This is a genomic window from Olivibacter sp. CPCC 100613 (assembly GCF_036959255.1).
Lineage (GTDB): Bacteria > Bacteroidota > Bacteroidia > Sphingobacteriales > Sphingobacteriaceae > Olivibacter.
In genome coordinates, this window is sequence record NZ_JAWMTI010000001.1 from 1194844 (window position 1) to 1209401 (window position 14558).

A 14558-nucleotide genomic window follows, 5' to 3' on the forward strand; every position below is an offset into this window, starting at 1 on the left:
TTGAAAAAGTTTTTAGATTTTTCGCTGAAATTTATGAGAATATTGCCGCAACGATTCCTACTCGGAACAGTTATTCTTTGGCTCGCTACGTTAAACCTCATGGCGCAGGAGAAGAGGCCTGGGCTCTATCAGAGAGTGATGAATGGTAAATTAATGCAGAGTAAACTGGTGCAGAAGTTTATTTCGTCAGAGAAAGATTCAACCCGCTCTGCCGGTTTTGTTGTATTACCCTTATTGGGATATGCTCCTGAAACCGGTTTGGAGTACGGGCTTTCCGGGATTTATAACTTTTATATCGATAAAAGTGATACATTGATACGTACATCAAGTATTGTACTGCAGGGATCCCTAACGACAAAAAAGCAATCGAATCTGAAATTGACTTCCGATATATGGACCAAAGACAATGATTACCACCTTATTTCGGAGATACGATACAAGGATTTTCCCTTTAATTTTTACGGAATCGGTGATCAGACTCGAAAAGCGGATAAAGATTCACTAGTTCAACGATTGTTTCGATTAAGGTTAGAAGGTGAAAAGAAGATTGTTAAAAATTATTATATAGGCCTTGGATTGATCTACGAAAACTACGAATATAAAGATGAGGCTCCCGGTGGTATTTACGACTGGACACCGCTTTATGGCAAGGAAGGTGGAAAATACCTGGCCTTTGGCATCTCTCAGCTGTACGATAGCCGCAACACCAATATCTACACAACGAAAGGGTATTACGCAAGGGCTGTTTATCATTATATGCCTGATTTTTGGGGCGGTACTAATTTCGAAGGAGGACGTTTGGATTTCGATTTGCGCGCTTTCTTTCCTTTGACCTCCAAATTAACACTGGGTCTTCATGCTACCTACGATGAATACTTCGGAAATGTACCTTTTTACTTGTTTCCTCAGTTAGGAAGCGATGAGGTAATGCGTGGGTATTACCCTGGTCGGTATCGAGATAAGACATTGATGACTTCGCAAGCCGAATTGCGTTATCGCATTCATCCACGAATCGGTTTTACTGCCTTTATGGGAGCTGGTACCGTTTATAATAAGAAAATCGATTTTTCATCCCTTAAGCCCTCCTTTGGTGGAGGTTTGCGCTATTTCTTTGATCTGGAACATAATTCAAGTATCCGGATCGACTATGGTATGGGTGAAAAACGTCCAGGAGAGCCAAGACAATCAGCTTTTTACTTGTCGCTCGGGGAAGCATTTTAACAGCGGGTGAAGTAATCAGTTTTTAGTCTTTGACTAAAACTAATACTTAACCTTAAAGTGTTCTTTCTCCTGACCCGTTCTAAAGAAAACTAAACCGATGAAGAACAGGTCGATGGTAAGACTTACTTGTGGATGATTTTTGATTTCCTGCCAAGCCTCTTTCATGCCCTTGCTCCAATAGATATCATCAAAAATGAGCACGCTTTGCGGGTGGGTTTTAGGAAGGCAATGATAGAAATAATTCAACGTGGCATCTTTCCGATGGTTGCCATCTAAAAAGAGGAAGTCAATTTTTTCCTGCTCTTGAATAAGTTGCGGTAATAGCGTATCAAAGTTTCCTATTTTCAGCTGAACGTGCGAAGCGCCGAGCGCATCGAGCGTTTGTTGGGCAATAGCCGCCGTTTGCGGACACCCTTCTACAGTGATGAGCGAAGCATCTGGGTTCGCCTTTGCAAGGTAAGCTGTGGTAATCCCTAAACAGGTTCCTAATTCGATAATAGTTGATGGCGCAAAGTGATGTGCCAAACGAGCGATAAGTTGCGCAATCCGTTTCGGTTTTAACGCATTCCTGGCAATCGTACCGACGGCTTTTTGCTTTCCGTTATTGAGCATCGAACCGGCACCATAGTCGGTTACCGTGATAATTCGTGTGTCCTTCTTTAGCGCCAATCGTTTACGCTCAATTTCGTCTTCGTAAGGCTGCGCTGAAAAATCGTAAATAACTTCATCAATAAGCTTATATACGAAAGGAGAATGTACACCATGGCGTGTTTTGGCAGAAAACTTGTGTACTAGATAGTCAAGAAAGAAACGGTAGTTTGCCATATATGGCAGCAAAGATAAAGTTTTTATATTTGTTCTTTTCTCTTTGAAAGAAAAGGAACTTTTTTCTTAATCAGCTTTTTCTTGATAAAAAGCTGACCAAAAATCAAGGCAGCACATCCTTCGCTAAAGATTTAGGTCCGTCGCTCAAATCATGTGGAGCCGCCCCTCCCTTCAATCTATGCTTCGCTTTTCACATGATTTTTTTGCCCTGGCTATCCTAAATCTTCTTAACGCTCATGCTGTGAGGCCGTTCTTTCCGGCCCACGGTAGTTCCTTGCATAACCGTTCCGAAGGACGTCAATGGCCTAGTCTATGGAGGCGGCAACCGGCAGTCAAAGATGGCCCATCTCTATTATTAAGCGAAGCATCCGGTAATCAGTGAATCGACGAACGAAGGACTTAGCATTGCGCGAGAGGGTGGCTCCGATTCACGGATGGACATCTGACCACGGGCTGCAACGGAATAGACAAGCCAAGCACCTTGCCCCAATGGGCGCAGCAAGTGGGATGATGTATAAATTAAACCTTCCTTTAATATAAGCACTATTCCTTGGTAACTGTAGTTGTTTTGAGAATAGATGGATAAACTTTCATATAAAGGAAAGTTTATCTAAGTTTGCTATACTATTTTTGTTTGCAGCTGTGCAATTTTCTGCCTTGTTGCCGTTATATAGTAAAACACATGAAATCGGATAAAAAAGTAGATCATCCGCTTTCCCTGACTAAAATGTACTCGATGCAAATGAACCGTATATTCACACTGAGCCTGATCATTCTTTGTTTATGGACTTCCTGTAAACGGGTAGATGATGAACCTGCATATCCTGCAACACCAATCTCCAGGTTATATATCTCTTTTTCGGATATTGCGAACTCGGATACCCAAGTTTATCAAAATGCAGTGGTCATTGATCCTGCAGATAGCGCGGGCTATATACCAACCCTTGTGGGCGCGAATACTGAACCCCAACAAGGAATGGGTATATTCTACAGCCCTGATTTAAAACAGGGCTTTCAGGTTAGCAGAAGAGACACGACTATTAAATATTTCTCGGTTAGTGATGTGGGAAACATCAGTACTTCAACCCGTAGTTTCAAAGACGTCTTTTATTTGTATAGTCCTCGATCTATTCGCTATGATAATAGATCTGACCAATTATTTATTACAAATGATCGTTCTGATAGCGCCTCAGTAAACATTTATTACAATCCTACCAGACTAGTGGGGCAGCAATATCCAAGAAAAAGACTTGGCCTCACCAGCGCACCGTGGGGTATGGCAACGGGCATGACACTTAATACCAGTGATTCTTTGTTATTACTTTCAATGCAAGGGAACACCCGAGAGGTGTGGGGCTTTGCATTAAAAGATATTGCTTCGGTACAAGACACATTCGTTAACAATGCTCAGCCAAACTATACCATAAAGATTGAGGGAGCAAATGATTTGAGGGGCATTACCTATTCTTCGAGACTTGACATCCTTATCGTTTCCGATATGGGACCTGCCAAACTCACGGATAATCCAAGCAATGGCAGTGTCGATGGAAAGATCTATGTAATCGAAAATGCAAAACAGGCAATAATGGCCGGTGGAACCATTACCCCAACAAGAACGATTACCGGCTCAGCTACCGATTTGGTGGACCCAATAGATGTCGCTATTACGGACTTACCAAATCGGAATCATTTCATATATGTCATCGATCGAGTAAAACGGCTCACAAGGTTCGCATTAGATGCTAATGGAAACGTTGAGCCTGAAGCTGGTGGGACATTATCTTTAACACCTGAATTTATGTATCTCGATTCTCGGGGACCGAATGAGTAACTCATAAAGCGAAAAGCGAACTTTTGTTTGTAAATAGCTCATCAAAAGATTGAATCTAATTGTGTCCATCATAGATAGCAGTAAATGAAATAGTTCAATAAGCGGATGAAGAACCCTATTTGACATAGGCAACCCCTAATTGCATATCTTTTAATTTTGGCGCTGTCATAAACAAGGGAATCTTGGACCCCCTAAAGACTAACAGTTGTAAGCTTAAAAGATTCAGTGAGTGCTACTTCGCCTCACCTCTGTGGTTGTGCAAGCAACCTCAAAATTATTATCGTAATCTTATCACCATTCACCAATAAAGATCCGACCTATTCTATTGTATATAGATATATCAGGCTGTTTGCTGACATTGTGCTAGCACCATTCAGGACTGACTTTGAATTGTATATACCGATCAAATTTAGCTAATGACAATCCAGAAATTTTACATTGAGGGAGCCCATCTCTTTGTCTATACCTTTAATCTTGTGATTTACGAAACCTTTGATTCGCCTATTCAGGTGACGCGATTAATTGTTTATACCTTTCATTTTGTGGTTAATAACAACCGAAGCCGATACGAAGCTGGCACCTCGCTAATTGTTTATACCCTTCTTTTTGTGGTTAATCACAACTAATGTTAGGATTATGATAACGATGTACTGTTGTTTATACCTTTCATTTTGTAGCTAACCACAACTTTGGCACGTATGCCTATAAAGCCTATATTATTGTTTATACCTTTCATTTTGTAGTTAACCACAACGTTCGGTTATAGCTGAATCTACCAAGTTACATTGTTTATACCTTTCATTTTGTAGTTAACCACAACGTTTAAACAACATTTGAGATATATTTTTACATTGTTTATACCTTTCATTTTGTAGTTAACCACAACTAGCTCTTTACGGGCCGAGAAAACTTCGTTGTTGTTTATACCTTTCATCCCTTTAGTACCAACATAAAAAAGATATTCGGTGAGTGCTTTTTAGCCTCACCCTACGGCTGTACAAGCAGCCTCTAATATGTCAAAGTACGATATTAGGTCTGAAAGCGGATTTATTCCACAATCAAGTTAATACCTGCTTTTGCCGCTTTATAAGCGATCTTTTCTTTTAGGCCGTAGTAGCTCCAATTGCGCAAGAGAAAATCTTCCTCTTTTGCCACTTCCTCTTTCTGTGTCTGGTTTACGAGCAAAAGCGTTCCGGCCTCTGATTTCACACAATGGTCTATAAGCCTTCTGCTATAGAGATGTAATCTGTTTTGTATGTATTGTTTTTCTTTAGCCTTATAGTCTTCAAGGCTTTTTAATTTGCGTTTTCTTCCTTTTCCGGATTTATTAAACGTTGAACCACGCTGCAAGCGATGTCTGGCAGCCTGAATAGCCAATCTCCTGTGCAGAAATTCTTCCTTGTTTCCGATCTGATAATTTTCTTTGTCAATCTTTAGGGTGATCGGGGTACTCAATGGAAAGCGATGCTTCGGCTATGGTCGATTCGTTGAGGCAATGGCTTTCTTTCTCCATCTCAAAGCAGGCCAAGAGAAAAAGTTTGCCCTTCTCAATTTTTAGGGAGCTGTTGCACAACTTCAAAGTACCCATCATTGTCCTTTGTAAAAGGACTTTCTTGTCCGATCGGTCTTTTCCCAAATATGTCCTAAACGGTATTTTAAATAAGTTAAATTTATAATCCCTGCCCTTATCGTCACCCATCAGCTTTATCTGGCTGGCCGAAAATGGTATGGGAATATTACGTTTATAGCTCCGCAGTGATTTTTCGCCTTTCCAGTAGGAGGAACGTTCAGAATTGTAGATACGAATTAAGGTGTTGTTCAGATTACTGAATATATCTGAGGGCATTTCACCTTTAAAATAAGCCGATAGCAATCGATAGGTGGTATTCATCCTCGAGGTATTAAGAATGCCGTCGGGGTCTTTATTAATATCTGCAAGCTTTACCTTAATGTCGTCTGTAATATAAACGATCTCTTTGATCTGATCCTGTATGAATTGATGGGAAAATAGGTAATTTCCGCCTCGGAAACATAGGCGTTGCCAATCAAATAACTGTTGGTAATAAACCCTCCGCTTTTCTGTATCATCACAATCAATGAGCAGTTGGATCTTTCGGGTGAGCATGATCGTTTTCTTTTCCATAGCACCTTTATATTAAGCTGACTTTTTACTTTTCCTGATAACGGCATAGGCCTGCACAAAAAGCGATTTCACTTTATTATCATCCAGCTTGAGGGCTTCGGCAATTTCCTCAAAAGAATATTGCAAGTCATAACGTAGCATCAATACCTGCGCCTGCTCATCGCTCAACGTGCCTTCCATTACCATGGGTTTGGTACGACTTGCCTTTTCCAGTTTTTGCGTATCAGACAGAGCTGCCTTCATGTTAGCGATACAGTTTTCGATACGTTGCCCAACCTCATAATCGGAGATACCGCCCAAATGATAGGCAATGCGTTCGTAATTGAATTCGTATTTGAGGCAAAGGCGTATAAAAAGCTGTTGCTGCTGGTTCAGGTGCGGAATAAGCTCGTTTACCCGGGCTAACCGTTGTATTTTCTCCTCTTCCAGCTGTTCAAGGTATACGGTATCTTCTTCTGTTTCCTCTTCCAGCTCGTAACCGAGCATAAATTCCTGAAAATCTTCAATACCGTCCAAGCGTAGCATGCTTCTGTGGAAACGGTAGATCGTTTTTCCATAATAGGCGCTGGCTGCTTCTCTGATCTGTTGGACGAGAAATTGATGGAGGTGGTCGATATCCCGCAGCATATCGCGCATAACCCATAAGCGTAAAAAGGCTTCCTGCGCCATACTGTTGGCAATCAGGTCTTCCTTCACCATGCGCATTGCGCGATAAGCATAATAGGTATAGTATCCATCGTAAAAGTAATTGAGCCCATTTTCATCGCCTTCTTTCAATAGTTTAAAATGCCTTTCGGCTCTCTTTTTGGTTTTCAGTAAAGGTTGTTCCATAATAAGGTGGTTGTTCGGTGTCGATTTGTTAGGCCTGTTGCACAAATTTTCCTACCTTTACAAAGGTAAGGGATCCGAAAAACCATAACGATAGTAAAAAACCATAAGCCATTGTTTTTTACCACGATATCCATCAGCGGAATTTGAAAATATAAACGGAAATTAGTTCCGATTTAAACGATCATGGAGAATACGCCAATGAAAACAGCATTTCAGACAGAAGATAAACCCCATCTGGGCCGCAACGTGCAGCGCATACGGGAAATAGAAGGACTAAAGCAATATGATCTGGGCCAGCGTTGCAACGGATGGAGCCAACAGCAGATTTCCAGATTGGAACAGTCGGAGTTTATCGATGATGCGAATCTTGCCGTTTTAGCGGAGGGGCTGGGTGTAACGCCCGAGTTCATCAAAAATTTTAAGGAAGACAGGATAATATACAACATCCAAAGCAATAATAACCTATACGATTCCTCGTCGCAACACTACAAGTCAAAGATTAAGAACGAATTTCCAAAGAAAGTTATGGAGTTATTTGAACGTTTTCTCGAAGAAGACCGCGCTAAAACCGAATCTATTGCCCAGTTAAGTAAGGCGGTGTTGGATTTAGCGGAGGAAGTGAAGAAATTAAAGAAGGGGTAGCTCTTACAATAATAAAGCTTGCGGTGTGTCATTTTTTGTTCAGGAAGTCAACCCATACCGAAGTATCAAAAAGCAAAGAATCCCTCATAGATTACGCATCTGGTCGAGATCTCCTTCCCAAGTGTCCTTTTTTCTCAACGCTATAATGCTTTTTCGTTTCAGAGAGGCAATATATTGCTTTAATGCTTCATGAACCACGTCTTTCTTTGTCCTTAGTTTACTTATTTGAAGCGCCTGTTGAATGAGGTTTTCGTCTAACTCTATATTAGTTCTCATTTCTGTAATTTTTACTATGTGTAAAGATAATAAAATTTATACACATTGCGGCTAGTTTAAAAGGCTTTGACCCGAACTGTGTGATTTATCTATTTTTCTATGTTTCAATGCCCTATTTGTTACAAAAATCCTTAACATTTTCATAATACGCATGTAAACACCCAATATGAAAATTGAAATGCGTGTCGAACAAGCATTTAGATTTTGATAAAAATCTAACGAAAAGGGCATTTTATTGCGCTTTTACTTGTTTTAGCTTACGGTAGCCAGTAAATTTGTGATAGCAAAAATGGAAGATATGGAAGTAAATTTACGTCGATTATCTGTTTTTACCGCGGATCTACAGCTGATCTTGGGCAAGAGCATGCGTACATGCCAACGCCATATGCAGTTGATCCGCGACATGTATGCTTTGGAAAAGCAGCAGCCCGTTACGGTATATCATGTTGCAGAATACCTCGATACGCCTGTATCAAAAATAGCTGCTTTTCTGAAGATTACCCGGAATTAGGTGGGTAAATGAGCAATGGGATTGCTCCGATGTAAAAAGATTTCTTGGTAAGCCGCGGCAAGTGCCCGCGGCTTTTTTTTGCTTACGACACTCCTAAAGGATGAAAGGTCTTAATAAATGTCAGTAAGACTGAGATAAACACAATTAAGTTTAAGGCAAACGCAAATAAGTTCGAGATAAACATGCTTAAGTTTATCCTTAACACGTATTTTTTGTTATGAAGGTAGAAGGGTTTGAAGTAAATACAAACAATATGAAGGTAATTTTAAGATAAGTTGAGACACTTTTGATCAAGCTTGTTTTAACCTTGCTCATGTCTGCTATAAACTTAACTAAAGAAATAGCAAACTTGTTACGTTGGCAATAACAATGAACAATGTTGTTATAAACTTGACCAAGTTTGTCGTAACCTTAACCAAGTTTGAATTAAACATAAACAGGATTACCCCATAATTGGTTAAAATTGTTCTAACGTTGTTCACAGTTGTGACAAAGTTCTATAACGTTCTGTCAGACCTTTCTAAGTTTATATTAACAACGATCAAGATTGTATTAAATCTATATGGATTTGGAATAAATTTAGTCAATAGAGCGTTCGATTTGGTCATCCTTAAACGTACTTTTCCTCCTCTTTTATCGGACAAAAGCGTCAAAAAACGACAAAAACGCCATAAGCGTCAAAATCGGACATGGCATTTTTTGATTCTACTGAACTTTGTTTTGTTCATCAGCGGTTGATGGACTTAAACAAATATAAGTAAATGATAACAAAGAGAAAACATCCAACCAAGCCAACGTAAATGTGCAATAGGCTTTAAGCAATTGGCCATCCAAGGGAAGTCAAGCTTTTTAATTATTGATGTCTTATCTAATTTTTAGGGTATCAATGAGCCCTTCGGGGTTTTTACTTTTTAATTTTTAAATCATGCAAAATAGATACATCGCTATAGGTTTTAGTAATATCGCAGACGACGCCATGGCAACTTTAGGAACAACCGTCATTACCGCCATGACGGACAATCCAAATTTCGAAACGCCCGTTCCGGCGTTGACAGATATACAGTTACTCCTTGAGGATTACCGGGTGAAATTGGCTGCTACCCGCAAAGGCAGTCCGCTAAACACCAGTGAAAAAAATGTGAGTCGCCAAGCACTGGAGAAAGGACTCAGGCAATTGGCGTTTTATGTAGACGCTGTTGCAGACGGGGCCTTACATATTATTTTAAGTTCGGGCTTTCCTGTAAAGCCGCTTCGATCTTCGCTCATTGCTCCTGCCACACCAGAGCGTCTTCGTCTGAGCGATACGGCACAGAGCGGGCAGATGCGCTTTGATTTTAACCCCGTGAGAAGGGCCTGGGAATACGAATACTGCTATGCTACAGATGTGGGCGATAATGGAAATTTCCAATGGGGCGATATTCTCTCCACCACTTCGTCCCGCAACAATATCATCGCTCCGTTAATTCCGGGTGTTGTTTGCCGCGTACGGGTTCGGGCTCGTAATGGAAAAGGAGTCAGCGATTGGAGTGAAGCCGTTAGCTTAATGGCAAGATGACCCCGAGCAGGAGCTGGATTTCCGGCTCCTGCTTGTTTATATTCTTACTTACCCTATTTTCAATAAAGATTCACATTTCAAATAATTTTCAGCCATTCCTGAGCGGAATTTAGACAATCATTTAATTTATATGTAACTAAAAAGTAATGGTTTCAAAATGAGTCATTATAATTTCATCGTATATAGCTACTATCAAAACCTCCAGCAACTCATTTCTTACGAGTACTGGTTTCAGTTTTTTTCATACACCAATCGAGAAATGAACTTTATGTGTAACGAAACGCAGTGTTTGTGTAAAATTTAATTATTCATTCAGTAAACACAATAACTTTGAACAATTATATTATCAAAAAAAATAAATCACATGAAAAAATCAGTTTTTATTGGTGTTTCGTTTCTCATTATCTTGGGGTGCAGTAAACAACAATCACCTCAAGTAGAATCAAAACAGCTTGAATCAGGAGAAAAATTAGTCAACTATTTGCACATCACAACAAGCACTCCGAAAAGTGAAATCAAGTATAATGACACAAAAGATTCATTAGTACTAAGAGGATGGTACAAAGTGGCCATCAAAGATGTACAAGATCAATACAATAATGCAAATGAATACAAAGCTAACTACGAAAAAAACATCTCAAATGAAAACAATTAACCTTTTCACCTATATATTATTTTCAGCATTCCTTTTGCTCTCTCCTCGTTCATATGCCCAAAATTGGGCGCCGCCCGTTATCACAGGAATAAGCATCACACCAATTTATCCAGACGGATACGTTCCTATATCCGATAACAGTGAAACACAAAGTACAATAAGTGTAAATGTTAATAGATCACCAATAAGTAGTGGTTTTTCTTATACACGTGTAGCCTTCAAGGTGATCCTAAGACGACTCGGCCAAGAAGACAAAACAATTTCACAAGAAATCTTTCTCGAAGATGCTGAATTTGGAGGCAGCTTTACGACTCAAAAAAACATCAATTTTAACATCCCAGCAAAAAGCTACGATGGCACTATTTACCTGAGCTATAAATATTGGATTCCATCTTCATCAAATTGGAGCGGTGATATATTAGCAACGACAACCTTCTCCACCGAACTATCTCCTGAAGACCCGATCGGTACTCCAGCAGCATGGATACCGAAAATCCTAAACACAAGACCAATGTCGTTTTTCGATAATGCAACTATTATACATACATCATCGCAGCCTATCTTGAGAAACGATGGTCAATGGATAAAGTCTAAAAATGGGAGAATGGGAATTAGACTAACAAACAATGGCTGTCTGATTGTAGTGGAAAATCCCGACAATCTACCATTTGATCCTACTAAAGATGAAAGCAGTGTTACTGGTTATTGGTCATCGCTGACACAGGGAGCCTTGGGATCTAGATATGAATGTTATTTTCAGTTGGATGGTGATTTAGCTATCTATGAAATAACTTCCTCAGAAAAAAAGAAAATTTGGTCTTCCAAATCATACGTTGATCCTACTACGCCAAAAGGCAAGAATGCAAAAAATGGTATTTTTGTATTACATGATACTGGTGATTTTAGATTATGTTATCCAAGACCTGACGCAGACAATCAAGTTCATCGTCTTAGATTCAGCACTGGAACTGGCCAATCTTACCCTGAACCAAGTGCTAATATGGGATTTTTATACTAAATTACTATTACCGAAGGAATGAAACCAAAAAAATCGTTCCTTCGATTTCGAACTAAGAGCAACTCTTTAGGTCAAATAGCTTTTCGATCCTCTTAAAAAGGGAGAGCAGTACAATCATGCAAAAATATGCAGTAAACGTTGAACTTCATCCGCTTTCTCCAAGCTACCTGCTTGATTATAGGAAGCTAAAAGATTCCGCAATACACGACTAACAATGGCGAGGTTGTCGCATGGTAAAAAGAACTGCTCATTGGACGGTAGATTAAGCTGTTTCAAAAAGGACAAAACATCATGCTTCCCAAATATTTGACCTCTATTAAACGCATTGATGTAAAAAAGTACACCAGTATCGTCCGCCTTAATCTGCTCGTCCATATATGCTAAAATGAAATGCCGAGGCAAGTTGACGCCGTAAATAGGAATATCCAAACGCTGGGCTACAATACTGTATAAAGCAGCCAAAAGGATCGGGTTTCCCCGCCTTGTTTCCAACACTTTACCAATGTAAGAATTCTGTGGATCGTGGTAATTTTTGGTATTGCCTTTGAAACCGTGCATGTTATAAAACACATTGTTTAAGAGTCGGACCTTCTCCACGGCACTCATATTATACATCATTTCCAACCATGCATCCCGCTTAATCTCTTCCACTTGATTGATAATGCTTTGATCTTCTAAATCAGGATATTGATATTTATTAACGATAATCAAACCCTGTAATAAATCGAAGCCGCCTCCCATATACCAAAGCTCCAATTCATTATAAACCTGCTCAAACTGAATTTTATGAATTAAATTCTCTATTCTTGATTGAAGGAAGGAGTCAAAGGATTTTTCCCAAACCGCTTCCAGCGGAGCAATAACCGCCGTACCTAAGGTTAACAACTTCTCTTCAACATGCCGAAATACCCCGTCATCCGGATCGTCCAATAAATGTATCAAGGAGTTTATCTCTTTATCGTTAAGCATATACAAAGATAAAAATAAGTTGTGATTTGTGTGTTATGAGTTGCTTCTCTACCGAGGTTACCACACTCGTATTCAATAGGATGTTTAAATTAAAAGAACCTTTTTCTTAGTCAAATTTATCGTGTTCTTTTTGTCTTAACACAAAAAGAACCAAAAAAGTCAAGGCGTGTGTAGGCTACCTTGCAACCGATGGCAAAGCATCGCTGGCGCGTATTGGAGCCGTTTCACTTCCTCAATCCGCTTGGATATTGCCGTATGAACAGACATGCAAATGCTTTGCGGCTCGTTGCGTCGGTATCCTCCAAGGCCGATCTTCCAGCGCACAGGGCTATATTTAGGGCTGAAGAAATAATACGTCCGGTTAAAAGTAAAAGCCCTACGTTCTGCTAAAATATCACCTAGGAAATTTGCGGTTTGCACGTTGAGGCACTATCGTTGTAGCAAAGTTCCAAGTGATGAGTTTTTGGTTACTTTTTGCGGAAAAAAGTGACAAAAATAATCGTTCTTTTTAAATGCACTCAACCTGCCTGTCACCATTGCTTTTTAGAAGAACCCTATAAAGGTGTTTAAACCTTATGGAACCTGTGGCATATGCTGACTGAGCGAGTCCATACTGAGTCCCAAACCCTGGGCGATGGCCATCCCCAATTGCACATCCGCCCTGAACCAATGGCATAGCTGTCGGTTAATGATAAGTTCCTTCTTCGGGCCGCTAATGCCCTTCATCGAATTGATGATGTTATGAATTGTATTCTTTTTAGCCGTTGGTTCCATGAGCCTGAACAGATCACCAGGCTGTGTATAGTGATCGTCCTCGCCCGGTGCATTGCGATTATACCAATCGGCAATATCACTTTCCAAACGCCATGCGGGCTGTTTGTAGCTTTCATCTTCATAAATATGATCAAAACTGTTAGGAAAGTAATTCGGCGCTGAGCCACCGTTTCCGTCTACACGCATGTAGCCGTCTCGTTGATAATTGGCAACTAAGAATGGACACTTGTTTACGGGAATCTGTTCATAGTTTGCACCTAAACGATATCGATGTGCATCGGGATAAGACAAAATCCGTCCCTGCAACATTTTGTCGGGCGAATAACTAATCCCGTCTACAACATGTGCCGGTGCGAAAGCTGCCTGTTCTACTTCGGCAAAGTAATTGGATGGATTTTCGTTGAGCGCTAAAATTCCAACCTCTTGTAATGGGTATTCTCCCTGCGGCCAAGTCTTGGTTAAATCAAAGGGATTCCAACGAAATGTTTTAGCCTGCTCTTCATCCATAATCTGTACATAAAGTTTCCATCGAGGAAAATCACCGCGCTCAATGGCTTCAAACAAATCACGTTGTGCAAAATCAGGATCCTCTCCGCGCATTTGGATGGCCTCTTCGTCGGTGAAATTCTTAATACCTTGTTCTGTTTTGAAATGGAACTTCGTCCACACCCGCTCATTATCTTTATTAATGAACGAAAAGGTGTGGCTGCTAAAACCGTGCATATGCCGATAACCGATTGGTGTACCTCGGTCGGACATAAGGATAAGCACCTGGTGTAAGCTCTCTGGATTTAAAGACCAGAAATCCCAGACCATAGTTGCGCTTTTCATATTGGTTTGGGGGTCACGCTTCTGCGTGTGAATAAAGTCACCGAACTTTTTGGGATCTTTTATAAAAAACACAGGCGTATTGTTACCCACAAGATCCCAGTTGCCATCTTCGGTATAGAACTTAATGGCAAAGCCTCTGGGATCCCGTTCAGTATCCGCCGAACCTTTTTCGCCTCCTACCGTTGAAAAACGTAAGAACAAACGCGTTTCTTTACCTATTTCATTGAAAATCTTTGCTCTCGTATAACGGGTGATGTCTTGTGTGACAGTAAACGTACCATACGCACCTGAACCCTTTGCGTGTACCACCCGTTCGGGGATTCGCTCCCGATTAAAATGAGCCATTTTTTCGTGTAAATGAAAATCCTGCAGTAAAATAGGACCGCGAGGTCCGACCGTCATCGAATCTTCGTTGTTTGTAACGGGAATACCCGAGGCCGTTGTTAGCTTCTTTTTCTCTTCCATGCTGTGATTTT

General features: G+C 40.3%; 15 protein-coding genes. 8 read left to right on the forward strand and 7 right to left on the reverse strand.

Annotated features, from left to right (window positions below; all coding sequences use genetic code 11):
* Positions 1-1221, forward strand: coding sequence for a BamA/TamA family outer membrane protein (locus tag RYH73_RS04765; protein WP_335312228.1), 1221 nt, complete (start codon positions 1-3; stop codon positions 1219-1221).
* Positions 1222-1260: 39 nt separating this feature from the next.
* On the opposite strand, the gene RYH73_RS04770 is transcribed toward RYH73_RS04765, so the two are convergent.
* On the reverse strand, positions 1261-2046 hold the full coding sequence (locus RYH73_RS04770; RefSeq protein ID WP_335312230.1) for an O-methyltransferase: 786 nt from the start codon (positions 2044-2046) through the stop codon (positions 1261-1263).
* A gap of 682 nt (positions 2047-2728) precedes the next feature.
* Here RYH73_RS04770 and RYH73_RS04775 point away from each other — a divergent pair.
* Both RYH73_RS04775 and RYH73_RS26650 read left to right on the forward strand, forming a co-directional pair.
* Positions 2729-3877 (forward strand): hypothetical protein, encoded by a 1149-nt coding sequence (locus tag RYH73_RS04775; protein ID WP_335312232.1) that lies wholly within the window; start codon positions 2729-2731, stop codon positions 3875-3877.
* 416 nt (positions 3878-4293) lie between these two features.
* Positions 4294-4503, forward strand: coding sequence for a hypothetical protein (locus RYH73_RS26650; RefSeq protein ID WP_442946056.1), 210 nt, complete (start codon positions 4294-4296; stop codon positions 4501-4503).
* Between the two features lie 421 nt (positions 4504-4924).
* Here the strand turns inward: RYH73_RS26650 and RYH73_RS04780 are convergent, their stop codons facing one another.
* The 3 genes from RYH73_RS04780 to RYH73_RS04790 are packed head-to-tail and all read right to left on the reverse strand — an operon-like array spanning position 4925 to position 6851.
* Positions 4925-5332 carry a hypothetical protein gene (locus tag RYH73_RS04780; protein WP_335312233.1) on the reverse strand — a complete coding sequence of 136 codons (408 nt, stop codon included), beginning with the start codon at positions 5330-5332 and terminating at the stop codon, positions 4925-4927.
* Complete coding sequence (locus RYH73_RS04785; protein ID WP_335312235.1) at positions 5304-6020, reverse strand: hypothetical protein; 717 nt, start codon at positions 6018-6020, stop codon at positions 5304-5306. The genes RYH73_RS04780 and RYH73_RS04785 overlap by 29 nt, the downstream gene beginning before the upstream one ends.
* Positions 6021-6032: 12 nt before the next feature.
* On the reverse strand, positions 6033-6851 hold the full coding sequence (locus RYH73_RS04790) for a sigma factor-like helix-turn-helix DNA-binding protein (protein ID WP_335312237.1): 819 nt from the start codon (positions 6849-6851) through the stop codon (positions 6033-6035).
* 183 nt (positions 6852-7034) lie between these two features.
* On the opposite strand from RYH73_RS04790, the gene RYH73_RS04795 reads away from it, so the two are divergent.
* A complete protein-coding gene (locus tag RYH73_RS04795; protein ID WP_335312239.1) occupies positions 7035-7493 on the forward strand; it encodes a helix-turn-helix domain-containing protein in 459 nt (152 codons plus the stop codon).
* Positions 7494-7577: 84 nt separating this feature from the next.
* Here the strand turns inward: RYH73_RS04795 and RYH73_RS04800 are convergent, their stop codons facing one another.
* Positions 7578-7769: a type II toxin-antitoxin system VapB family antitoxin gene (locus RYH73_RS04800; protein WP_335312241.1), complete on the reverse strand. Its 192-nt coding sequence runs from the start codon at positions 7767-7769 to the stop codon at positions 7578-7580.
* A gap of 298 nt (positions 7770-8067) precedes the next feature.
* Between RYH73_RS04800 and RYH73_RS04805 the strand changes: the two genes are divergently transcribed.
* The 4 genes from RYH73_RS04805 (at position 8068) to RYH73_RS04820 (ending at position 11508) form a co-directional block, all read left to right on the forward strand.
* A complete protein-coding gene (locus RYH73_RS04805; RefSeq protein ID WP_335312242.1) occupies positions 8068-8280 on the forward strand; it encodes a hypothetical protein in 213 nt (70 codons plus the stop codon).
* 925 nt (positions 8281-9205) lie between these two features.
* A complete protein-coding gene (locus RYH73_RS04810; protein ID WP_335312243.1) occupies positions 9206-9835 on the forward strand; it encodes a hypothetical protein in 630 nt (209 codons plus the stop codon).
* Between the two features lie 364 nt (positions 9836-10199).
* Positions 10200-10490, forward strand: coding sequence for a hypothetical protein (locus RYH73_RS04815; protein ID WP_335312244.1), 291 nt, complete (start codon positions 10200-10202; stop codon positions 10488-10490).
* Entirely contained in the window at positions 10477-11508 is a 1032-nt protein-coding gene (locus RYH73_RS04820) for a hypothetical protein (RefSeq protein WP_335312246.1), read from the forward strand. The genes RYH73_RS04815 and RYH73_RS04820 overlap by 14 nt, the downstream gene beginning before the upstream one ends.
* Before the next feature lie 114 nt (positions 11509-11622).
* Here RYH73_RS04820 and RYH73_RS04825 read toward each other — a convergent pair whose 3' ends face one another.
* Both RYH73_RS04825 and RYH73_RS04830 read right to left on the reverse strand, forming a co-directional pair.
* Positions 11623-12477 carry a transglutaminase-like domain-containing protein gene (locus tag RYH73_RS04825; RefSeq protein WP_335312248.1) on the reverse strand — a complete coding sequence of 285 codons (855 nt, stop codon included), beginning with the start codon at positions 12475-12477 and terminating at the stop codon, positions 11623-11625.
* Between the two features lie 573 nt (positions 12478-13050).
* Positions 13051-14547 carry a catalase gene (locus RYH73_RS04830; RefSeq protein ID WP_335312250.1) on the reverse strand — a complete coding sequence of 499 codons (1497 nt, stop codon included), beginning with the start codon at positions 14545-14547 and terminating at the stop codon, positions 13051-13053.
* Between the last annotated feature and the right edge of the window lie 11 nt (positions 14548-14558).

Bases quoted from the DNA above. Each gene is read 5' to 3' on its own strand.
- RYH73_RS04815 (WP_335312244.1), top strand. From the start codon at position 10,200: ATGAAAAAATCAGTTTTTATTGGTGTTTCGTTTCTCATTATCTTGGGG.
- RYH73_RS04790 (WP_335312237.1), bottom strand. From the start codon at position 6,851: ATGGAACAACCTTTACTGAAAACCAAAAAGAGAGCCGAAAGGCATTTT.
- RYH73_RS04805 (WP_335312242.1), top strand. From the start codon at position 8,068: ATGGAAGTAAATTTACGTCGATTATCTGTTTTTACCGCGGATCTACAG.
- RYH73_RS04775 (WP_335312232.1), top strand. From the start codon at position 2,729: ATGAAATCGGATAAAAAAGTAGATCATCCGCTTTCCCTGACTAAAATG.
- RYH73_RS04830 (WP_335312250.1), bottom strand. From the start codon at position 14,547: ATGGAAGAGAAAAAGAAGCTAACAACGGCCTCGGGTATTCCCGTTACA.
- RYH73_RS04800 (WP_335312241.1), bottom strand. From the start codon at position 7,769: ATGAGAACTAATATAGAGTTAGACGAAAACCTCATTCAACAGGCGCTT.
- RYH73_RS26650 (WP_442946056.1), top strand. From the start codon at position 4,294: ATGACAATCCAGAAATTTTACATTGAGGGAGCCCATCTCTTTGTCTAT.
- RYH73_RS04820 (WP_335312246.1), top strand. From the start codon at position 10,477: ATGAAAACAATTAACCTTTTCACCTATATATTATTTTCAGCATTCCTT.
- RYH73_RS04825 (WP_335312248.1), bottom strand. From the start codon at position 12,477: ATGCTTAACGATAAAGAGATAAACTCCTTGATACATTTATTGGACGAT.
- RYH73_RS04785 (WP_335312235.1), bottom strand. From the start codon at position 6,020: ATGGAAAAGAAAACGATCATGCTCACCCGAAAGATCCAACTGCTCATT.
- RYH73_RS04810 (WP_335312243.1), top strand. From the start codon at position 9,206: ATGCAAAATAGATACATCGCTATAGGTTTTAGTAATATCGCAGACGAC.
- RYH73_RS04795 (WP_335312239.1), top strand. From the start codon at position 7,035: ATGGAGAATACGCCAATGAAAACAGCATTTCAGACAGAAGATAAACCC.
- RYH73_RS04770 (WP_335312230.1), bottom strand. From the start codon at position 2,046: ATGGCAAACTACCGTTTCTTTCTTGACTATCTAGTACACAAGTTTTCT.